Annotated in this window: 28 protein-coding genes and 1 pseudogene; 27 read left to right on the top strand and 2 right to left on the bottom strand. The window is 61.5% G+C overall.

The window, feature by feature from the left end; all coding sequences use genetic code 11:
* The first annotated feature begins 4 nt into the window (after window positions 1–4).
* The 14 genes and pseudogenes from CSV86_RS14680 to CSV86_RS14615 all read left to right on the top strand — a co-directional run bounded on the left by CSV86_RS14680 (window position 5) and on the right by CSV86_RS14615 (window position 7,345).
* Window positions 5–217, top strand: a complete 213-nt coding sequence (locus CSV86_RS14680) for a hypothetical protein (protein WP_009396432.1) — start codon at window positions 5–7, stop codon at window positions 215–217.
* Window positions 218–322: 105 nt separating this feature from the next.
* Window positions 323–1,180 (top strand): BRO-N domain-containing protein, encoded by an 858-nt coding sequence (locus CSV86_RS14675; protein ID WP_009396433.1) that lies wholly within the window; start codon window positions 323–325, stop codon window positions 1,178–1,180.
* Between the two features lie 145 nt (window positions 1,181–1,325).
* Window positions 1,326–2,233, top strand: a pseudogene (locus CSV86_RS14670) (helix-turn-helix domain-containing protein).
* Window positions 2,217–3,020: a hypothetical protein gene (locus CSV86_RS14665; protein WP_240160514.1), complete on the top strand. Its 804-nt coding sequence runs from the start codon at window positions 2,217–2,219 to the stop codon at window positions 3,018–3,020. The pseudogene CSV86_RS14670 and the gene CSV86_RS14665 overlap by 17 nt, the downstream one beginning before the upstream one ends.
* A 133-nt stretch (window positions 3,021–3,153) precedes the next feature.
* Window positions 3,154–3,621: a hypothetical protein gene (locus CSV86_RS14660; RefSeq protein WP_009396436.1), complete on the top strand. Its 468-nt coding sequence runs from the start codon at window positions 3,154–3,156 to the stop codon at window positions 3,619–3,621.
* The gene (locus CSV86_RS14655; protein WP_009396437.1) at window positions 3,614–4,030 is read left to right on the top strand and encodes a recombination protein NinB; all 417 of its coding nucleotides are present in this window, start codon (window positions 3,614–3,616) and stop codon (window positions 4,028–4,030) included. The genes CSV86_RS14660 and CSV86_RS14655 overlap by 8 nt, the downstream gene beginning before the upstream one ends.
* Complete coding sequence (locus CSV86_RS14650) at window positions 4,030–4,359, top strand: hypothetical protein (protein WP_009396438.1); 330 nt, start codon at window positions 4,030–4,032, stop codon at window positions 4,357–4,359. Before CSV86_RS14655 ends, CSV86_RS14650 begins: the two co-directional genes overlap by 1 nt.
* On the top strand, window positions 4,350–4,652 hold the full coding sequence (locus CSV86_RS14645) for a nuclease domain-containing protein (protein WP_009396439.1): 303 nt from the start codon (window positions 4,350–4,352) through the stop codon (window positions 4,650–4,652). Before CSV86_RS14650 ends, CSV86_RS14645 begins: the two co-directional genes overlap by 10 nt.
* A complete protein-coding gene (locus CSV86_RS14640; protein WP_037059269.1) occupies window positions 4,649–5,008 on the top strand; it encodes a RusA family crossover junction endodeoxyribonuclease in 360 nt (119 codons plus the stop codon). The genes CSV86_RS14645 and CSV86_RS14640 overlap by 4 nt, the downstream gene beginning before the upstream one ends.
* The gene (locus tag CSV86_RS14635; RefSeq protein ID WP_009396441.1) at window positions 5,005–5,151 is read left to right on the top strand and encodes a hypothetical protein; all 147 of its coding nucleotides are present in this window, start codon (window positions 5,005–5,007) and stop codon (window positions 5,149–5,151) included. Before CSV86_RS14640 ends, CSV86_RS14635 begins: the two co-directional genes overlap by 4 nt.
* Window positions 5,148–5,828 carry a hypothetical protein gene (locus CSV86_RS14630; RefSeq protein ID WP_009396442.1) on the top strand — a complete coding sequence of 227 codons (681 nt, stop codon included), beginning with the start codon at window positions 5,148–5,150 and terminating at the stop codon, window positions 5,826–5,828. Before CSV86_RS14635 ends, CSV86_RS14630 begins: the two co-directional genes overlap by 4 nt.
* 256 nt (window positions 5,829–6,084) lie before the next feature.
* Window positions 6,085–6,594 carry an acyloxyacyl hydrolase gene (locus CSV86_RS14625; protein ID WP_023661594.1) on the top strand — a complete coding sequence of 170 codons (510 nt, stop codon included), beginning with the start codon at window positions 6,085–6,087 and terminating at the stop codon, window positions 6,592–6,594.
* A gap of 62 nt (window positions 6,595–6,656) precedes the next feature.
* Complete coding sequence (locus tag CSV86_RS14620) at window positions 6,657–7,028, top strand: hypothetical protein (RefSeq protein WP_009397122.1); 372 nt, start codon at window positions 6,657–6,659, stop codon at window positions 7,026–7,028.
* Window positions 7,028–7,345 (top strand): hypothetical protein, encoded by a 318-nt coding sequence (locus tag CSV86_RS14615; protein ID WP_009397123.1) that lies wholly within the window; start codon window positions 7,028–7,030, stop codon window positions 7,343–7,345. Before CSV86_RS14620 ends, CSV86_RS14615 begins: the two co-directional genes overlap by 1 nt.
* Before the next feature lie 41 nt (window positions 7,346–7,386).
* Here CSV86_RS14615 and CSV86_RS14610 read toward each other — a convergent pair whose 3' ends face one another.
* Both CSV86_RS14610 and CSV86_RS14605 read right to left on the bottom strand, forming a co-directional pair.
* Complete coding sequence (locus tag CSV86_RS14610; RefSeq protein WP_009397124.1) at window positions 7,387–7,773, bottom strand: hypothetical protein; 387 nt, start codon at window positions 7,771–7,773, stop codon at window positions 7,387–7,389.
* A 51-nt stretch (window positions 7,774–7,824) separates the two neighbouring features.
* Window positions 7,825–8,022, bottom strand: a complete 198-nt coding sequence (locus tag CSV86_RS14605) for a hypothetical protein (RefSeq protein WP_009397125.1) — start codon at window positions 8,020–8,022, stop codon at window positions 7,825–7,827.
* A gap of 86 nt (window positions 8,023–8,108) precedes the next feature.
* Between CSV86_RS14605 and CSV86_RS14600 the strand changes: the two genes are divergently transcribed.
* From CSV86_RS14600 to CSV86_RS14540, 13 genes are all read left to right on the top strand, one after another.
* Window positions 8,109–8,705 carry a putative metallopeptidase gene (locus tag CSV86_RS14600; RefSeq protein ID WP_009397126.1) on the top strand — a complete coding sequence of 199 codons (597 nt, stop codon included), beginning with the start codon at window positions 8,109–8,111 and terminating at the stop codon, window positions 8,703–8,705.
* A 31-nt stretch (window positions 8,706–8,736) separates the two neighbouring features.
* Window positions 8,737–9,213 (top strand): DUF2280 domain-containing protein, encoded by a 477-nt coding sequence (locus CSV86_RS14595; RefSeq protein WP_009397127.1) that lies wholly within the window; start codon window positions 8,737–8,739, stop codon window positions 9,211–9,213.
* The gene (locus tag CSV86_RS14590) at window positions 9,188–10,516 is read left to right on the top strand and encodes a phage terminase large subunit family protein (protein WP_009397128.1); all 1,329 of its coding nucleotides are present in this window, start codon (window positions 9,188–9,190) and stop codon (window positions 10,514–10,516) included. The genes CSV86_RS14595 and CSV86_RS14590 overlap by 26 nt, the downstream gene beginning before the upstream one ends.
* Entirely contained in the window at window positions 10,516–11,976 is a 1,461-nt protein-coding gene (locus CSV86_RS14585) for a DUF4055 domain-containing protein (protein ID WP_170394552.1), read from the top strand. The genes CSV86_RS14590 and CSV86_RS14585 overlap by 1 nt, the downstream gene beginning before the upstream one ends.
* Entirely contained in the window at window positions 11,927–12,985 is a 1,059-nt protein-coding gene (locus CSV86_RS14580) for a phage head morphogenesis protein (RefSeq protein WP_009403943.1), read from the top strand. Before CSV86_RS14585 ends, CSV86_RS14580 begins: the two co-directional genes overlap by 50 nt.
* Before the next feature lie 32 nt (window positions 12,986–13,017).
* Window positions 13,018–13,482: a DUF6998 domain-containing protein gene (locus CSV86_RS14575; protein ID WP_009403944.1), complete on the top strand. Its 465-nt coding sequence runs from the start codon at window positions 13,018–13,020 to the stop codon at window positions 13,480–13,482.
* A 79-nt stretch (window positions 13,483–13,561) separates the two neighbouring features.
* Window positions 13,562–14,335: a hypothetical protein gene (locus tag CSV86_RS14570; RefSeq protein ID WP_009403945.1), complete on the top strand. Its 774-nt coding sequence runs from the start codon at window positions 13,562–13,564 to the stop codon at window positions 14,333–14,335.
* Between the two features lie 3 nt (window positions 14,336–14,338).
* Window positions 14,339–15,316, top strand: coding sequence for a major capsid protein (locus tag CSV86_RS14565; RefSeq protein WP_009403946.1), 978 nt, complete (start codon window positions 14,339–14,341; stop codon window positions 15,314–15,316).
* A gap of 47 nt (window positions 15,317–15,363) precedes the next feature.
* Window positions 15,364–15,798, top strand: a complete 435-nt coding sequence (locus tag CSV86_RS14560; protein WP_009403948.1) for a hypothetical protein — start codon at window positions 15,364–15,366, stop codon at window positions 15,796–15,798.
* 3 nt (window positions 15,799–15,801) lie between these two features.
* Window positions 15,802–16,179, top strand: coding sequence for a hypothetical protein (locus CSV86_RS14555; protein ID WP_009403950.1), 378 nt, complete (start codon window positions 15,802–15,804; stop codon window positions 16,177–16,179).
* A 3-nt stretch (window positions 16,180–16,182) separates the two neighbouring features.
* Window positions 16,183–16,575, top strand: a complete 393-nt coding sequence (locus CSV86_RS14550; protein WP_009403952.1) for a hypothetical protein — start codon at window positions 16,183–16,185, stop codon at window positions 16,573–16,575.
* 1 nt (window position 16,576) lies between these two features.
* Window positions 16,577–17,251: a hypothetical protein gene (locus tag CSV86_RS14545; protein WP_009403957.1), complete on the top strand. Its 675-nt coding sequence runs from the start codon at window positions 16,577–16,579 to the stop codon at window positions 17,249–17,251.
* Window positions 17,248–17,676: a phage tail terminator-like protein gene (locus tag CSV86_RS14540; protein WP_009403959.1), complete on the top strand. Its 429-nt coding sequence runs from the start codon at window positions 17,248–17,250 to the stop codon at window positions 17,674–17,676. Before CSV86_RS14545 ends, CSV86_RS14540 begins: the two co-directional genes overlap by 4 nt.
* Window positions 17,677–17,691: the final 15 nt, after the last annotated feature.

Below are 17,691 nucleotides of genomic sequence, written 5' to 3'. Positions count from 1 at the left end.
GCCTATGCCTGAAACCACCTTCGAATTGTTGCCAATCGAGGTGAAGGCTGAGGTTCGACAGCTGGCTGCCGACCTTGGCTGGAGCCTGGATAGATCGACGGATGAGTACTTGGAGATGAGTCGCTCGCTCGCGATCCAGGAGCAATTGAGACAAATGCGACATAAGGCCCCCGTGTTGGGGCTGGTAGGGCACAAAAAGGGCCTCGATGTTCCCTGATTGTGGAAAGACAGAGGCCCTCTTTCGGGCTTCTAGCAGGCACAAAAAAGCCGGGATTGCGCCCCGGCTCTCTGCAATACAAAACTCTGTAGGGGAATTATGCATATGCAGACCCAAAGTGTACAGGCCCTCATCCGGCCCGCGCCACAAAATGCGAACCACGATTCTGTGGCGCGCACGGTCAACCTGTTCAATTTCGAAGGGTTCGACGTTCGCGTCGTTCTCATCGATGGAGAGCCCTGGTTCTCTGCCAGGGATGTGGCGGAAGGCCTCGGCTACTCCAACCCACAGAAAGCAGTGCGAGACCACTGCAAAAGCCCGCGCCCGGTGGGGGTGAACGATTCGTTCACCCTTGGCCCATCGGCAAACATCATCCCCGAGCGTGACGTTTACCGCCTGGTGATGCGCTCCAAGCTGCCCCAGGCCGAACGCTTCGAAGAATGGGTGGTGAGCGAAGTGCTGCCAAGCATTCGAAAAACAGGTGGCTATACCGCCCCAGTCCAGCCCGCCGACCTCAGCAAGCTGGAAATCCTCCAGATGGCGCTGGAGTCGGAGAAAGCCCGCGTCCTGCTCACCGTCCAGGTAGAGGCCCAGGCCAAGAAGATCGACCACCTGGAGAACCTGTTCAAGGAAGGCATGAGCCACGTCCAGTTCTGCAAGGGCCTGAATGGGGTCAACGTGATGCAGGTCGGGCACTTCCTTGAGCGCCGCAACTGGCTCTACAACGAGAGCAAGTCCGGCACCCGGTACCGCGTCGCCGCCTACGCCCGCGACAAGTACATGACCGAACACCAGCAAGAGATCACTCCGCACGGGAAAGAGGCGTTCATCAGCTACACGCCGATCCTTCTGCGCAAGGGCGCCGTGCGCCTGTACGAGCTGTACCTGGCCGGCGAGCTGCCCATGAAGAAGAACTGGGACGGTCTGCACACTCATGACAAGGCCGTGCGGGGTGCAGCATGAAACCGCGCATGCGTAGCCTCCAATGCGGTTTGTGGGCCTGCACATGGGGCGGCTATATCGGGCTTGGGATCGATCTCCCTGGCGCCTATTCCAGCTTGGAGCAGACAGTTCGCCATTACGGCAAGAGCCTACCGGTAGGTGCCCCATGAGCATGGAGCTGATGGTCAAGGCCATGAAGACCAAGGTCGGCAATCCGCTGCGCAAGCTGGTGCTCATCAAGCTGGCCGACAACGCGAGCGACCAGGGTGAGTGCTGGCCGTCGTACCAGCACATCGCAGATCAGTGCGAGATCAGCAAGCGTTCGGTCATGAATCACATCAACACCCTTTGCGCTGCCGGCCTGTTGCGCAAGGAGATTCGCAAGGGTGGGCCAAAGGGAAACTCCTCGAACATCTACTACCTCACCTTGAGTGGTGCAGCAGATTCACTAGGGGTAGTGCAGCAGGTTCACCAGGGTAGTGCAGCAGGTTCACCCCATAGTGCAGCAGATTCACTAGGGGTAGTGCAGGAGCTGCACCCAGAACCAGTCACTCTTTTGAATCAGTAAAGGAACCAGTCACTGAACCAGTTGCGCCCCAGGCTGAAGCCGTGGTCGCGGAGGGTATCGTGGTTCCGTTTACGGCTCAGCAGCCGCGCTGCGAGATCCCGGCCGATATGCCAGGGCCGAAAGACCAGTCCTGCAAAACCTTCAAGGCCTGGGCCAACTACGCCATGGCCTACCGCAAGCGCTACCACGCGTGGCCGGTATGGAACGCGAAGGCCGGAGGGCAGGTTGGCCAACTGATCAGCCGTCTCGGCGTCGACGTCGCCCACCATGTGGCCGCGTACTTCCTGACGATCAATGACGCTCGCTTAATCAACGGCTGCCACAACCTGGGCGACCTGCTGGCCAAGGCCGAGGCCTACCACACCCAGTGGGTCACCAATCGCCAAATGAATGCGACCACCGCCCAGCAAATCGAGCGCAAGCAGGCCAACCTGACCGCCGGCCAGGAAGCGGCCACGCGCATCCTGAAACGTGAGGGGAGAGCGGGAAATGAATTCCTCATCTGACCGCATGACCCAGGAGCAGGTTGCCCAGCTGGCTCTCGCCATCTGCGCTACTGCGGAAACGCTTGGCTACACGCTCAGCGCTGATGCGGCCGAGCTGATGGCTGATGACCTTGCTGAGTTCCCTGCGCATACCGTGGCCGCCGCCCTGAAGGCCTGTCGTGTCGAGCTGACGGGCAAGCTGACCACTGGCGCGATCATGCAGCGCATCCACGCTGCTGACGGCCGTCCAGGCAAGGACGAGGCGTGGGCAATCGCGCTTTCGGCCAGCGATGAGTTTGACACCGTCCTGCTCACCCCTGAGATCCGCCAAGCCATGGCTGCCTCAGATCCCGTCCTCCAGGTCGGCGACAAGATTGGGGCTCGTATGGCGTTCATGAGCGCCTACGAGCGCCTTTGTACGTTCGCCCGGGCCGAGGCTAAGCCGGTGAAGTGGGAAGTATCCCTGGGGTACGACCAGGCCCGCCGGGTAACCGCAATCGAGGGTGCTGTCCGCGCCAAGCTGATCAGCCAGGAATCGGCCAACAAGCACCTGGCAGACCTGCGGATCGCTCCGGTCACGGTCGACGGCCAGGCAATCGCTGGACTCATCACCGGCCAAGTCTCGACGCACGCCAGCGAGAAGACAAAGGCCAAGCTCGCCGAGGTTCGGTCGATCATTGTCGAGTCGAAAATCCGCAAGGATCGCCAGAAGCGCAAGGAGGCCCAGCGCCGCCGGGTCGAAATCTACCTACGCAAGCGCAAGGCTCGTGAGGCAATCGAGGCCCAGGGTCTGAAGGTGACGCCATGACCATGAACGAACTTCGCTGCCAGCACTGGAGCCGCTGTTATGCAGCCGCTCTGGCAGCAGGCATGAATCATACCCAAGCGACCAGTGTCGCTGATGCGGCTATGCACAAATTCAACGCAAGGTGGGCCATGGTATGACCATCGATAAAGCACAACTCAAGGCGCTGGCTGAGGCTGCACATTCCGATCTTCCGGACTGGCGGCCTGACTTTGGGCTGACGGACGAACAGAAACGATTTTCCATGTGCGCCAGCCCGTCCACCATCCTGGCCTTGCTCGCGGAGATCAAGCTGCTGGAAACCTGGCGCACCGCTTTCCTTGCCGAGCGCGATGCGCAGATCTGCCAGCGCGACCAGCTAAAGGCCGAACTCGCCGGACTGCGCACCGGGTACGAGGCGCAGAACCAGGTCATTGCGGAATTGCGCAAGGATGCCGAGCGGTACAACTGGGCAATTTGCCGAGTCCAATGTGCCGAAGCTCTGTCAGCTGTAGTGATCTGTCATGACGGGTACAAGGACAAAATCAACGAGCGGGTCGATGCGTACATGGAGGCTTGGCCTTGCCCCGTGGCGGCCATGGCCAAGGAGGCGAGCCGTGGCTGACTTCGTGATGCACAGCATGGCCGACGCCAACCGCTTGCTCGGCGTGCTGCAGGCCCAGGACTTCACCAAGCCCAAGAAGATCGTCATCAAGGACCAGGACCGCAGCGGCGAGCAGAACCGAAAACTGCACGCCTGCCTGTCCGATATCGCCGCCCAGGTCGAGCACGCCGGGAAGAAGTGGGACGTACTGATCTGGAAGCGCCTCCTGACGGCCGCCTGGCTGCGTGAGAGCGGCGAACAGCCTCAGTTGATACCAGCGGTAGATGGTAATGGCTTCGACGTCGTGTACGAACGCACGAGCCAGCTCAGCGTGAAGCAGTGCGCGAGCCTGCTGGAGTGGATTCAGGCGTTCGGCGCTGAGCACCAGGTGCGCTGGAGCCAGAAGGATCTGTGGGAGGGGCGTTACTGATGAGCCATCAATTCAAGCCGGGCGACCTGGCGTTGATCGTGGGCGCATTCAGATTTGTCGAGAACATTGGCAAGACATGCACCCTGGTCCAGCACTTGAGCAAAGGAGATATTTACCAGCTGCCTGATGGCCGGAAGGCCGTGACGTTAGCCGAAAGCGGCTGGCTGGTGGAGGGAGACGGGATTATTGGACTCGCCTGTTTGCTCGTAGACGGCGATGTGGTGCGCGTGGATGACATAGGCGTTGCCAATCCAAGGAACTTGATGCCCCTGCGTGGTGACTTCGAGCCCGAGCAGCAGAAAGCCAAGGAGGCCGAGCCATGCGCGTAGTCAGCAAGAAGGTTCGCGAGAGCGCCCGCGGCCAGGACTGCACCGTCCGTATCCCTGGCATCTGCAACTTCAACCCGGACACCACTGTGCTGGCCCACCTGCCTTGCGGGCAGAAAGGCATGGGCATGAAGGGCTTCGACACCGTGGCGGTCTACGCCTGCAGCGCCTGTCACGACGTGCTCGATGGTCGCGGGAAGGGCGAAGTGGACTGGTCCGACATGCCACGGGCGATCGCTGAGACTCATGAGGCCCTGATCCGGGCCGGCATTTTGACCGTGAAGGGGGCCGCATGACGGAACTGACACTACCGTGGCCACCGGCCGCATGCAGCCCAAATGCACGGGTGCACTGGGCCAGGAAGAGCAAGGCGGCCAGGTCCTATCGGTCAGCCTGTCACCTGCTTGCCAAGCAGGCCGGAATCAAGGCGCCGGAAGGTGACGCGCTGCTCATGCTCGAGTTCGTGCCGCCGGATCGCCGCCGGCGCGACGACGACAACCTGCTGGCGATGTTTAAGGCTGGCCGTGACGGCCTGGCAGATGCCCTGGGCATTGATGACAACGTGTTCGCCACCCAGATCAGGGTGAGCAAGGAAACGACCAAGGGCGGCGCTGTGCGCGTCCGTATCCAGCCACAGGAGCAAGCAGCATGACGCCAGCATGGGCATTTCTGATTTTGGCGGCGCTGATAGTGGTGTCGGCCGGCGCGCTGTCCTGGGCCGGCGCGGTACGCCGCAAGCGTTACTACGAAGAATTCATTTTGAGAAAGGCCAAGCGGACAGGGGGCAATCAATGAGCTATCAGAACGTGATTTCAGCGGTGGTTCGCGCCCTGGCGGCCGAGACGATCAACAGCGCCGGCGGCTGCAATGTCGAGCCGCGAGTGCAGGCCAGCAAGCTCAAGGGCGAGATCTCGGGAAAGGATGCCGCGCTGCTGGCTGACTCGATCGTGCACAAGCTGCTGCACGCGCAGCTCAGCCCGCGACACTGGAATGCCCTAGTGGCGAAGTACAGCACGCACAAGGGGCGCAAGATTGATTCCATTGGCCGCCTGGTTGCCATCGTGCCAACCCCGGCGCCGAAGCGCTTCACTCAGCAGGCCGTTCTGGTCTGGGCTGTCCCGCAGCAAACTAAGGGGGTTCAGCGCAAGGTGCCGCAGTTCAAAGCGCCTGATCCGCGCGAGAACGAACGGGAAGGGCAGTGGGATTGGCGCAACAAGGCTGCTGCCGCCGCTGCTGAGCGCGCCAACAAGAACGCCCGCGCCGTGGCCGAGGTGAAGCCTGGCGAGATGATCGTTCTGGCCGAGTCAAACTACGACATGACCAACTGGGATTCCCAGGGCCTGACCGAGCGTACTTACCAGCGCTGGAATCGGGCCATCAAGGGGGCTCTGGAGTCGCTGGTGAATGAGGCGCTGACCGAGGCGCAACACATGCTTGAAGCGATTGGTGTGCTGTTCGACGAGGCCGCGTGAAAAGGCCCTCAAAAGGGCTTGCAATATCATGTCGCCATGTCGTAAATTTGCTCCATCCTGTCATTCCTGCGCGTGTTGAGGAGTGACGAAAAGAAACCCGGCCAATGAGCCGGGTTTTTTATTGCCCGAAGAGGGCCTCAAGAGGCCCGACGCCACCTCTGGCGAGGTCAGATTTTTTTTTGTGTAGCACGGAACGTTTTGATGGCGCTATGATTCTGATAGGTTGCTAACTAAACAAACATGGAAGACCGTGATTATGAAAACCGTTCTAGCTGCTGCAGCACTGTCCCTTTTTGCTGCGTCTGCCGGAGCAGCTGAGCTTTCCGGTGCGCTGGGTGCGACAAGTCAAGGCGGCATTACGGCGCGTGCAGGCGTTGGCTTTAACTGGGATAAAAGCTGGTTTGAATCCAGTACTGGCCGTCTAACCGGTTACTGGGATGCTGGGTATACCTATTGGGAAGCAGGAGATGCTTCCGGTGGCGCTCACTCGCTGTCCTTTGCGCCAGTTTTCGTTTACGAGTTCGGCAGCGGTAACGTGAAGCCATTCGTTGAGGCTGGCATCGGCCTGGCGGTCTTCTCCGGTACGTCCGCAGGTGACCAGGACTTTGGTTCGGCCTTCAACTTCGAAGACCGCATCGGTGCGGGCTTGAAGATCGGCGAGACGCAGAAGGTTGGCATCCGAGCGATTCACTACTCCAACGCTGGCATTAAGCAGCCCAACGACGGTATCGAGTCGTACTCGCTGTTCTACAGTCACCAGATTTAACATTTTCTGCGTAGCTCCCCTTGCCCGCCTTGTGCGGGCTTTTTCATTTCTGGAGATCTTGGATGGACCCGACCGACCTCGGCCCAGGCACAGCCACCTGGCTGGGCGGAACGGGCACCGTATTGCTGGGCGGCTTTCTGTGGCTGCGCAAGTTCCTTTCCAAGGACGCCACAGACCGCGCCATGGACAATGCCGACATCGGCACGGTCCGCCGGCTGAATGAACTGCTCGACTCCGAGCGCGAGGCCCGCAAGTTGGCCGAGGCTCGCGCCGACCAGTTCGCTAAGGAGCGCAACGAGCTTGCAGCAGCCGTAGGGCGGATGGAGGGGAAGATCGAAGCTCTCACCAGCCAGGTGGGCCAGCTCACCGAGAAGGTGACCACCCAGAGCGCCGAAATCTCCCGGCTTCGCTCCCAGCTTGGAGGCACAGCCTGATGGACAAGTGCGCAATTGAATTCATTGCTCGCCGCTGGTGGCGCCGGGCTGAGGTGTGGGTGATTGCTGCGTTGCTGATCGCAGGTGGTGCAGTTCTCGGCTGGCAGTCGGCCTACTGGGCCATGGCCAGTACCCAGGCCCACCAGGTAGCCGAGATCCGTGCTGCCTACGATGCAGCTATAACAGAGCGCGACCAGCGCCTGGATGAGTTGACCCGGAAGGCCGAGAGCGCAGCAACCAAGGCGTCGAAAGCCGCGACCACCGCCACCCAGGCCGCCGACAAGGCTGATGAGGCCCTCAATCGGGTAAGTCCGTAGCCGCGCCACAAAACAGAGTTGCTCCGTTTTGTGGCGCGCACCTAAGAGTGGTCGCTAAGCAGTTTCTCGATACTGTGCAGCTTGTACAAAAGCTCCATCTCCACTTCGAAAAGCCCTCTCGACCAAAGCTCACTGTGTGGACTTGTATCTGTCCGCATGCGGAAGTTCGCCGAGGTGCTTCTGACTGCGGGACCAAAGTAGCATCGTTCGAGATCTGTTTTCTCAGCCTTGCGCCGGGAAAGCGTCTCGTGTTTTGCAGCCTCCTTAATCTCGGCTTTCAGTGTTACAAACCTTGACTTGAGAGAGTCGATGCTAGTTCCGGACAGCCTTGACTTGTCGGAAGCGTCGTTGATAAGACTTCGAGCTTCGTCATGCCATCGCTGCAGTTCAGCTTTGATTGCTACAGCCTCGTCTCGGTCAAAATCCATATGCTCTCCTGGGGCAAGGTAGGTGTGCCGCAGGTGTGCGGCACTTCAGGATCAAGGGCGAGGATAGTTCAACCTTAGGCAAGCATTCTCTGCTTCTGCCTGGCCCACGAAGGGGCCTTCGACTTTGTGCCCTGTAGACCTTTCCTGTACCTCCCAATGAAAGGTGGAGCTGGTGCCGGTGTTTTGGCCGCCACTGTTCCCCTGCACACTTGCGGTAATTACTTTCTTTGCGGCGTAGCGCTCGTTCATCTTGGGCTCCTTGCTCATGAGTGGATTGCCATCAATAGCGTCAACCTGCCCCGTTATCAAGCTGAGCGTGACTTATGAGTAGACCGATGCCGCCGGCCGATTTGCTGGAATCGCTGTGGCTGACTCTACGCCCGGCGCCTGAGGTTTGGGAGTGGGCGGAAGCCGAGATCCTTGCGGACACAGGCAGCATCCATAACCCGGAGCATGCCCACCTGATTGACGCCAACATCGGCGTGCTGTGGGCGTCCAACGGGTTCGCGAAGCAGGGGAGAATTGTCCTTGGGCAGGCCGAGCAGCTCATGTTCCGCGCCGGTGGCTGGCAGAAGGCCCGGCAAGAGCAGCAGATGCGGCAATGGTTCGGTGAGGAGCCCGACTACCTAATCACCCTGGCCGCCGACTACTGCGCACAGTGCACCGACGCTGAGTTCTGCGCCCTCGTCGAACACGAGCTCTATCACATCGCTCAAGCGACTGATGAGTTCGGCGCACCCAAGTTCACCCGCGACGGGCTGCCCAAGCTCTACCTGCGTGGCCACGACGTCGAGGAATTCGTTGGCGTGGTGAGGCGCTACGGTGCCAGCCATGACGTACAGCAGCTGATCGACGCTGCAAGCCGGCCGCCCGAGGTGGCCAAGATCAACATTTCGAGGGCCTGCGGAACCTGTCTGCTCAAGTCGGCCTGATGTGAGACAGGCATGAGACGGAACCCAATCTATGGCAGCCCTGAAAAGCGATGTGAAAGCCTTCATCGTTCAGGCTTTAGCGTGCTTCGACACGCCCACCCAGGTCTCACAAGCTGTAAAGCAAGAGTTTGACATCGATGTGACCCGCCAGCAGGTGGAGCAACACGACCCGACCAAGCGCGCCGGAGCCAACCTGGCAGCTAAGTGGCGGACCTTGTTCGAGGACACTCGCAAGCGCTTCCGGGAGGAGACGGCGGAGATCCCAATCGCCAATCGTGCATTTAGATTGCGTGCCTTGGGTCGGATGGCTGAGAAGGCCGAGAGCATGAGGAATATGGCGCTGACTGCCCAACTGCTGGAGCAGGCCGCCAAGGAATGCGGCGACATGTACGTCAACCGCAAGATCGAACCCGACAAGCCCCTGGGCTCCCAGGCGGACCAGCAGCACGCAGTTGCTGAGTACAAGCTGGAGCCAGACGAAGGTGTCCCGACTACCCCGTACCTATGACCCGCCGGTAAAGTTGACGCCGAAGCAGGCGAACATCTACGTCTGGGGCTTTCAGCCTGAGGCGCGCTTCCGCGATGCGGTGTGTGGGCGGCGATTCGGCAAGACCTTCCTCGGCAAGGCGGAGATGCGCCGCGCGGCCCGGCTGGCGGCGGAGTGGGGCGTCAGCATCGAGGACGAGATCTGGTACGGCGCGCCGACGTTCAAGCAGGCCAAACGGGTCTTTTGGCGTCGGCTGAAGCAGGCCATCCCCGAAGCATGGCGCGCCACCCGGCCGAACGAGACCGAATGTTCGATCACCCTCAAGTCCGGCCATATCATGCGTGTGGTCGGTCTCGACAACTACGACAACCTGCGGGGTTCCGGTTTGTTCTTCGTCCTGGTGGATGAATGGGCGGACTGCCCGTGGGCGGCTTGGGAAGAAGTGCTCAGGCCAATGCTCTCCACCTGCCAGTACACGATCCCCCAGACCGGGGAGTCGAGGAAGGGCGGACATGCGCTGCGGATCGGCACTCCGAAGGGCTTCAACCACTGCTACGACACCTATCGCGACGGCCAGCCAGGTGGTGAGCCAGACCACAAGAGCTGGCAGTACACCTCGCTGCAGGGCGGCAACGTCCCGGCTGAAGAGTTGGACGCGGCTCGCCGCAAGATGGACCCGCGCACGTTCCGCCAGGAATACGAGGCAGGGTTCGAGAACTACGCAGGGGTGGTCTACTACACCTTCGACCGTGCCGAGTGCCGCACCAGCGAGCGCATCAAGCCGGGAGAGGCCGTGCACATCGGCATGGACTTCAACGTCATGAAGATGGCCGCGGTCGTGTACGTGGTTCGCGACGGCTTGCCGCTGGCGTTGGACGAGTTCCATTCGGTGCGTGATACCCCGGAGATGATCGAGAAGATCAAGGTTCGCTTCTCCGGCCACAGCGTTTCCGTGTACCCCGACGCCAGCGGCCAGAACACCAGCAGCAAGAACGCCAGCGAATCGGACCTGTCCCTGCTCAAGAAGGCCGGCTTCACCGTCGTGGTCGACTCACAGAACCCCGGCGTGAAAGACCGGATCAACGCGGTCAACTCCATGTTCCTCAACACCTACGGGGAGAGGCGCCTGAAGGTCAACATCGACCAATGCCCGCAGCTGACCCAATGCCTGGAGCGGCAGACCTACACCGACAAGGGTGAGCCGGACAAAGACCCGAAGAAGGGGCACGACCACATGAACGACGCCGCAGGCTATTTCATCGCCAAGCGGTTCCCGATCAAGACTCAGTCCGCCGGCACCCGCCGCATCGGAGGTTTGGCGTAATGCCTGTTCAATCCACCAACCCAGACTACGACGCTCACATCGACGAGTGGCGGATGATGGACGACGCCTTGGAAGGCGAGGGCGCGATCAAGCGCAATCCGCGAAATCTGCCAAAACCGAGCGGAATGACCGAGGCCGAGAAGCTGGACGGCGCGGGCAATGCCTACTTGTACCTGAACTACACCGCCAGGGCCCAGTACGAACACTGGGTGCGGGATTCCCTGCGCTCGATGATGGGTTTGGTTTCTCGTCTAATCCCCGAGGTGAAGCTGCCCGCCGGCCTCAAAAGCCTGGAGGATAACGCCACGGCTGATGGATTCGGCCTGACCCAGTTGTTCTTGCGGATCGTGCGCCAAGCCATTTCCCATGGCCGGGTGCCGCTGGTGGTCAACATCGATGACGCGGGCCAGCCGTACTTCGCCACCTACGCAGTGCGCAACGCTATCAACTGGGACACCGCCGACCAAGGTGGTCGTCAGGACCTGGTGCTGTCGGTGTTCCGCGAGTTCAGGCGGAAGGAGCAGGATCGATACAGCCACGAATGCGAGACGGTCTATCGCGAGTTCTACATGGACGGCTCGGTCTGCCGTACTGGCGTGCGCAACGAGGCCGGCGAGCTGATCGAGGACGACCGCCCACTGGGCACTGTCGACGGCAGCAACAACTTGGTGCGCGCCCTGGATTACATCCCGGTCATCTACTGCGGATCCACCGACAACTCCCCGGACGTGGACGAGATCCCGCTGCTGACCATGGCCCGGGCCGCGCTGAAGTCGTACCAGCTCAGCGCCGACTACTTCACCGCACTGCACCAGACCAGCCACCCGCAGCCGTGGGTGTCCGGCCTGGACGAGAGCGTGGAACTCAGCGTAACCGGACCATCGGCAGCCTGGGATCTGGGGCCTAAGGGGGCGTGCGGTTATCTGGAGTTCCAGGGCGCTGGCATCCAGGCCGTCCGCACTGCGATGGAAGACCAGAAGAACGCGGCCCTAGAGGCAGGCGCCAAGGTCATGGACGTGTCCGGCACGGAATCGGGCGAGGCCCGCAAGACGCGCCAGAACGACCAGCACGCCACGCTGCACAGCATCGTCATCACCGCGGCGGCCGCCATCGAGCAAGCACTGCGCTACGCGGCTGAGTGGACTGGCTACAACCCGGATGATGTCGTCTTCACGGTCAAGCCCGAGTTCGTAATCCCAGAGGCCAACGCCCAGGTGCTGGCTGAGCTGCAGAAGAGCGTCATGGCCGGCACGATCAGCGCCGAGACCTACTGGCAGTACCTCACCACCGGCAAGCTGCCCGAGCGGGCCTACGACGAAGAGGCCGGACTGATAAGCGAAGAACGTGAGTCGGCCGGCATCAACCTGGACAAAGACGATGGCGACGAAACCGACGCAAACGGCGGACGAGATGCTGCTGGAACAGGTCAGTCGGCACGCGGTGCTGCTGGAGCGGCTTAAAGCGGGTGAGGTCAAGAAGTTCGAGACGGTCCTGCGCCTGGTGGACACACAAGTGCGTGACCAGCTTACGCGCCGGGAACTGACGACATACAGCCGGACGCGCCTTGAAGAATTTTTGGGCCGTGTAGGCGGCAAGCTGCTGGGCATCTACCAAGCGTTTGGCGATCGCATGCAGGCAGACTTGGTGGACATCGCGCTATACCTGGCCGCTTTCGAAAGCCGGAGCCTGTCCAAGGCACTGCTCATCAATGCCATCATGCCGACCGACTCGCTGATCCGGGCCGCGATCAATACGCAGCCCCTTCAGGTGGCAGGGATCGACGGCGGTACGCTGCTGAAGCCCTTCCTGAGCGGCTGGACGCGCACTGAGTCTACCCGGGTGACCAACGCCATCCGCCTTGGCGTGGTGCAGGGTCAGACCAACGCAGAGATCACCCAGGCCATTCGGGGTACTGCTGCGCAGAACTTCACCGATGGCGTGCTGGCGGTCAGTAACCGCAACGCCAGGTCGGTTGTGCACACCGCCGTGCAGCACGTGTCCGCGACGGCACGCATGGAGACGCTCGCCGCTAACGCCGAACTCGTTCCGGGCTACCGCATCGTGGCCACCCTCGACCGGAAGACCAGCCAGCAGTGCAAGAGCCTGGACGGGCGTGAGTTCGAGATAGGGAAGGGGCCGGTGCCGCCTTTTCACATCAACTGCCGCACGACCATCACGCCCATCACCAAGCTTTCAGCAGCATTCGCGAAGGGCGCCACGCGCGCATCTGTGGGCGCATCTGGCGGCGCGCAGGTCTCCGCCAGCCTCAGCTACTACCAATGGCTGAAAACGCAGCCACCGGCGTTCCAGGACGCTGCGCTGGGACCGGTGCGCGCAAAGCTGTTCCGCGATGGCGGGCTTACTGCGGAGCGGTTCGCCTCGCTGCAGTTGGACAAGAACTTCAAGCCGCTGACGCTGGATCAGCTCAAGGAGCTGGAGCCGTTGGCGTTCGAGAGGGCGGGAATCTGAGTTAGCATCTCAGCTCCACTTAAGGAGCTAGCATGGACCGAGCCATCCAGTCGAAGATTGAAGAGGCCTTGAATGGGCTTTTCACCGCAGTCGCAATGCTTCAAGAGGCCTATCCGGGCAAGCCATTCACTCCTGATGGACGCCTGGTCGGAGACATCGGGGAGGTCGTGGCGAGTCTGGCTTACTGCTTGACTCTGAATGAAGGGCTAACCAAGCACCACGATGCGGTTACTGATGATGGACGCAATGTGCAGATCAAAACAACGTTCGGAACAAGCCTCACGTTTCCAGTACATCATGTTCCTGACTACTACCTAGGCATTCGAATGAATCGTGACGGCACATTCGAAGAGATCTACAACGGGCCCGGGCTTCTGGTTAAAGAGCATTTGTCTCGTCGGAAAGCGACCAAGACTGGGCTGCATGGTGGGCTCATGTCGATGCTCAAGCGGGTGAACCAGCTAGTCCCCGACTGCGAGCGAATACCCAAGCGTTAAACCTCAATTTGAACCCGGCCAAGTGTCGGGTTTTTTTATGCCCGCGAGGCGGGCCAACCAGTCCCCAGGGGATAGCCACATGCCATTCGACTTTGACCCATCCGCCCACGGTCTGACTCTCGACGAAACCCAAGCCGCCGCTCTCAAGGCAGTCCTTGGTAGCGAGGTCCAGAAATACTTGGACGGCGAGGTCTCGGGCCTCAAGTCCAAAAACACCGAGCTGATCGGCTCCAACAAGACCATCAAGGCCGAACTGGACAAGCTGAAAGGCCAGTTCGACGGCTTGGACATCGAAGCGGTCAAAGGCCTGCTGGCCAAAGCCGGTCAGGACGAAGAGACCAAGCTGATCGCCGAGGGCAAGCTGGACGAGGTAATCAACCGCCGCACCGAGCGCCTGCGCACCGACCTGGACAAACAGGTCAAGGCCGCCAACGAACGTGCGGACAAGGCCGAAGCCTTTGCTGCCAAGTACAGCGACAAGGTGTTGGCCGACTCCATCCGCGCTGCTGCCATCAAGGCCGGTGCGCTGCCCGAGGCTGCCGAGGACATCATCCTCCGCGCCCGCGGCACCTTCAAATTGAGCGAAGACGGCGAGCCCGTTGCCACCGACCGTGCCGGCGAAGTCGTGTACGGGAAGGACGGCAAAACCCCACTGTCTCCTCTGGAATGGGCGGAATCGCTGCGCGAAACCGCTACCCACCTGTGGCCAAGGGCTCAGGGTGCCGGGCAGACCGGCGACAACGGTGGCAAGGCCACGAAGAAATGGGGTGAGTACACCGAGACCGAACGCGCTGCGATGGCTCGTGACAACCCCGAAGCATTCAAAAAACTCCAAGCCACCCGAGGAACCTAACCCATGGCAACCACCCAACTGTCGGACATTTTCGTTTCCGACTACTACGGCACCCTGGAGCCGGTGAACTCCCCTGAGAAGACCGCCGTCTTCGAGTCGGGCATCATCACCCGCTCGGCCACCTTGGACGACATCGCCAAGAACGGCCAGGGCACCTCCGAGATCAGCTACTGGCAAGATCTCGACGCCGACGAGGCGCCAAACATTTCCAACGACGACCCTGATGACCAGGGCGCGGTAGGCAAGGCCGAGCAGGGCAGCATGCGTGCCCGCACCCTGTACCTCAACAAGGGCTACGGTGTCTCCGATCTGGCTGCCGAGTTGGCCAACGCCGAGCCGATGCAGCACATCCGCAACCGCTTCGGTACTTACTGGACTCGTCAGTGGCAGCGCTACCTGATGGGCGCCGGCCGGGGCATCATCGCGGCCAACATCGCCCAGAACGGAGGCGACATGGTCAAGGACTCGGGCGCCTCGATCAGCGCCAATGCCTTCCAGGACGCCGCCTTCACCGCCGGCGACGCCGCCGACATGTTCGCCGCTATCGGTGTGCACTCGGTGGTCATGAACCAGATGGTCAAGCAGGACATGATCGAGTACCTGCGCGACTCGCAGGGCAAGATCATCCTGGCCACTTACCTGGGCAAACCAGTGTTCATGGATGACGCCCTGACCTACGCGCCGGGCCAGTATCTGTCGCTGTTCTTCGGCCAGGGAGCCTTCGGTTATGGCGAGGGCGATCCGACCAAGCCAGTCGAGCTGGAGCGCAAGCCTGGCGGCGGCAACGGCGGCGGCGCCGAGGTCCTGTGGGAGCGCAAGACCTTCATCCTTCAGCCGGCTGGCTTCAGCTGGCAGGGCAGCGAGAACCGCAACTTGAGCCCGACTGCAGTCCAGTACGCCGCCGCAGCGAACTGGAAGCGCGTCTTCGACCGCAAGCAGGTTCCGTTCGCTGCCGTCATCAGCGGCACCGCCACCCCTTGACCCCATGATGCGGGGCGCCGGCCTGGCGCCCTGCGCAGGAGATCAGCATGAAAGTCATCTACACCAACACCCCGGGCATCGAGCGCGGCACCTGTTATCGCCGCCTGGACCAGTTCTTCGGCGTGATCGACGGCGCTACCTCGGTGTCCGTGCAGGGCGATGCTCCCCACATCGGCGAGGCGTACCAACGCCAGGGCATCAGCGTGAGCGAGATCGAGGAAGGTCTGCGCCTAGATGGCCCGACTATCGCCCAGTGGGTGGAGCAGGGCTACAAAGCGTCGAACTACCCGCCGAACGGCTACGCCCCAGTCAGCAGCCAGGCCGAGATCGACAAGGCGATCGGGGAAGAGGGCGGCGACGAGACCGACCCTCACAAGATGAAGGTGCCGGAGCTGAAGGAGTGGTTGACGGCCCAGGGCATCACCTTCGACCCAGCCCTCAATAAGCCCGATCTCCAGGCCCTCATCCCGTCGAAGGAATAAGCCATGACCGACTTCATCACCACCGCTGACGTCGACCAGGCGCTCGGGCAGGGTTGGGCAGGCAACGGTGATGCGGTCCTCGCCGTTGCCATGGCAAATGCCTGGCTCACGGCCAAGATCAAGCGACCGGTGCCAGACCAAGTGCCGGATGCCATCGTGACTGCCGGCGCACAGGTGGCCAAGCTGGCTGCGGCCGGCAAGCTCTACAAGGACACCCAGCGCGAGGTGCAGAGCAAGACGGTGTCGGCCCAGGCTGGCACCTCGACCAGCAAGACCTACGTCGCTGGATCTGTAGATCGCTCCGCTGGCGAGAACTTCGCCCTCGACCTCATCGCTCCCTGGATCCGGCGCTCGGGGACCGTAATGCTCAAGAGGATCTGACCCATGGGCATGCGCGAAGAACTCCAGACCGAGTTGGCGGAAGCGTTCGACGATCCAGATGGCCTGGCCGATGCGGTGAAGCCGGTTGTAGGGAGCCGTGCTGTAAAGGGCGGATACGACCCCGAGATCGGCGGCACCGTCCCGGCCTCGACCACCTATTACAACGGCCGCGGCGTGTTCGGCAGCTATCTGGCCAAGGAGATCGACGGTACCCGCATCCAGACCGAGGATGTGAAGCTGTTGGTACTCCAGAGCGAACTATTCGAGGGGCAGGCCGGCGCTGTCAGTGATGTCCCGGCAGCGCCCAAGATTGGCGACCAGGTGGGCGGCTATCGCGTGCTCAATGTTTCAGAGGACCCAGCCCAGGCGACCTGGACCATTCAGCTGAGGAGGTGACATGGCGCGCGGCTCACACATGGCCCAGCGGTACGGCGGGCAGCAGGGTGGCTTCGCCGAAGCAATACGGGCATTCGCCGAGCAGGCGGAGCAAGCCCTGGACGCCACCTTCCGCGAGATTGTGATCGAGATCGGCAGCAGCGTGATCCGCATGTCGCCGGTCGGCAACCCGGAGCTGTGGGCGGCCAACGTGGCCCACCGGGCCAAGGCCAACAGGGCTGCCGATGACTACGACTTCAAGGTCGCGGTACGCAACACCCTGATCAATCTGAACCAGGACAACTTCACCAAGGCCGGCAATCTGCGCAAAGGCGTGAAGTACGCCAAGCCCCTCACCAAGACCGAGCGCGAGCAGAACTTCGCCACCAATGGCCTGGTAGCGGGCAAGGGATACGTCGGTGGCCGCTTCCGGGGTAACTGGCAGTTCTCCATCGATTCGCCGGCTACTGAGGAGCTCGACCGAATAGACCCGTCGGGTAGCGAGGCCATTACCGCGCTCATCACCCGAGTGCAGGCCCTGACCATCGGCCAAACCGCTTACATCGTGAACAATCTGCCGTACGCCATTCCGCTCGAGTACGGACATTCAACGCAGGCGCCAGCCGGCATGGTCCGGGTCACCCTAGCCAACTTCCAGCGCATCGTCGACGAAGCCACCAGGAACAACAGCGTATGAGCCATGCACGAGCGCGCCAGGCCATCGAGATCAAGCTCATGGCCTGGGCGACTGCGCGCCCGATCCGGGTCGCGAACTTCGAGCAAGAATTTTCTGCCTTGCCAGGTGAAACCTACCTGCAGGCCTATCAACTGCCAGGGGCAACCACCTGCCGCTACCTTGGCGGCGAAGCCTACGAGTACACCGGCGTCTACCAGGTGAGCATCGTCTGCCCGGCGGGCCAACCTCTGGAAACCGCTGAGGCTCTGGTGGACGAGCTTTCGAGCCTCTTCCGCGTGGATTCGGTGCTCAGCCGCAACGGTTTCGAGGGCTTGGTCACCGAGCCAATTGACCAGGGCCCCACCATACCCGAGTCGGCGACTTACACGGTCCCGGCCAGCTTCACTTACCGCGGAGTCGCGGACCAACCGCCCGCTGGGGCATAACCAACCGCCGCCCGG

It is taken from the genome of Pseudomonas bharatica CSV86, from assembly GCF_000319305.2.
GTDB lineage: Bacteria > Pseudomonadota > Gammaproteobacteria > Pseudomonadales > Pseudomonadaceae > Aquipseudomonas > Aquipseudomonas bharatica.
This window is presented reverse-complemented; position numbering and strand designations above follow the sequence as displayed.

What these genes read in the sequence shown, in the direction of transcription:
- CSV86_RS14595 (WP_009397127.1), top strand. Translation starts at nt 8,737, where the DNA reads ATGGCAGCCCTGAAAAGCGATGTGAAAGCCTTCATCGTTCAGGCTTTA.
- CSV86_RS14645 (WP_009396439.1), top strand. Translation starts at nt 4,350, where the DNA reads ATGCGCGTAGTCAGCAAGAAGGTTCGCGAGAGCGCCCGCGGCCAGGAC.
- CSV86_RS14675 (WP_009396433.1), top strand. Translation starts at nt 323, where the DNA reads ATGCAGACCCAAAGTGTACAGGCCCTCATCCGGCCCGCGCCACAAAAT.
- CSV86_RS14560 (WP_009403948.1), top strand. Translation starts at nt 15,364, where the DNA reads ATGAAAGTCATCTACACCAACACCCCGGGCATCGAGCGCGGCACCTGT.
- CSV86_RS14545 (WP_009403957.1), top strand. Translation starts at nt 16,577, where the DNA reads ATGGCGCGCGGCTCACACATGGCCCAGCGGTACGGCGGGCAGCAGGGT.
- CSV86_RS14650 (WP_009396438.1), top strand. Translation starts at nt 4,030, where the DNA reads ATGAGCCATCAATTCAAGCCGGGCGACCTGGCGTTGATCGTGGGCGCA.
- CSV86_RS14555 (WP_009403950.1), top strand. Translation starts at nt 15,802, where the DNA reads ATGACCGACTTCATCACCACCGCTGACGTCGACCAGGCGCTCGGGCAG.
- CSV86_RS14625 (WP_023661594.1), top strand. Translation starts at nt 6,085, where the DNA reads ATGAAAACCGTTCTAGCTGCTGCAGCACTGTCCCTTTTTGCTGCGTCT.
- CSV86_RS14565 (WP_009403946.1), top strand. Translation starts at nt 14,339, where the DNA reads ATGGCAACCACCCAACTGTCGGACATTTTCGTTTCCGACTACTACGGC.
- CSV86_RS14575 (WP_009403944.1), top strand. Translation starts at nt 13,018, where the DNA reads ATGGACCGAGCCATCCAGTCGAAGATTGAAGAGGCCTTGAATGGGCTT.
- CSV86_RS14640 (WP_037059269.1), top strand. Translation starts at nt 4,649, where the DNA reads ATGACGGAACTGACACTACCGTGGCCACCGGCCGCATGCAGCCCAAAT.
- CSV86_RS14680 (WP_009396432.1), top strand. Translation starts at nt 5, where the DNA reads ATGCCTGAAACCACCTTCGAATTGTTGCCAATCGAGGTGAAGGCTGAG.
- CSV86_RS14630 (WP_009396442.1), top strand. Translation starts at nt 5,148, where the DNA reads ATGAGCTATCAGAACGTGATTTCAGCGGTGGTTCGCGCCCTGGCGGCC.
- CSV86_RS14635 (WP_009396441.1), top strand. Translation starts at nt 5,005, where the DNA reads ATGACGCCAGCATGGGCATTTCTGATTTTGGCGGCGCTGATAGTGGTG.
- CSV86_RS14570 (WP_009403945.1), top strand. Translation starts at nt 13,562, where the DNA reads ATGCCATTCGACTTTGACCCATCCGCCCACGGTCTGACTCTCGACGAA.
- CSV86_RS14615 (WP_009397123.1), top strand. Translation starts at nt 7,028, where the DNA reads ATGGACAAGTGCGCAATTGAATTCATTGCTCGCCGCTGGTGGCGCCGG.
- CSV86_RS14665 (WP_240160514.1), top strand. Translation starts at nt 2,217, where the DNA reads ATGAATTCCTCATCTGACCGCATGACCCAGGAGCAGGTTGCCCAGCTG.
- CSV86_RS14660 (WP_009396436.1), top strand. Translation starts at nt 3,154, where the DNA reads ATGACCATCGATAAAGCACAACTCAAGGCGCTGGCTGAGGCTGCACAT.
- CSV86_RS14540 (WP_009403959.1), top strand. Translation starts at nt 17,248, where the DNA reads ATGAGCCATGCACGAGCGCGCCAGGCCATCGAGATCAAGCTCATGGCC.
- CSV86_RS14580 (WP_009403943.1), top strand. Translation starts at nt 11,927, where the DNA reads ATGCTGCTGGAACAGGTCAGTCGGCACGCGGTGCTGCTGGAGCGGCTT.
- CSV86_RS14610 (WP_009397124.1), bottom strand. Translation starts at nt 7,773, where the DNA reads ATGGATTTTGACCGAGACGAGGCTGTAGCAATCAAAGCTGAACTGCAG.
- CSV86_RS14600 (WP_009397126.1), top strand. Translation starts at nt 8,109, where the DNA reads ATGCCGCCGGCCGATTTGCTGGAATCGCTGTGGCTGACTCTACGCCCG.
- CSV86_RS14585 (WP_170394552.1), top strand. Translation starts at nt 10,516, where the DNA reads ATGCCTGTTCAATCCACCAACCCAGACTACGACGCTCACATCGACGAG.
- CSV86_RS14605 (WP_009397125.1), bottom strand. Translation starts at nt 8,022, where the DNA reads ATGAACGAGCGCTACGCCGCAAAGAAAGTAATTACCGCAAGTGTGCAG.
- CSV86_RS14620 (WP_009397122.1), top strand. Translation starts at nt 6,657, where the DNA reads ATGGACCCGACCGACCTCGGCCCAGGCACAGCCACCTGGCTGGGCGGA.
- CSV86_RS14550 (WP_009403952.1), top strand. Translation starts at nt 16,183, where the DNA reads ATGGGCATGCGCGAAGAACTCCAGACCGAGTTGGCGGAAGCGTTCGAC.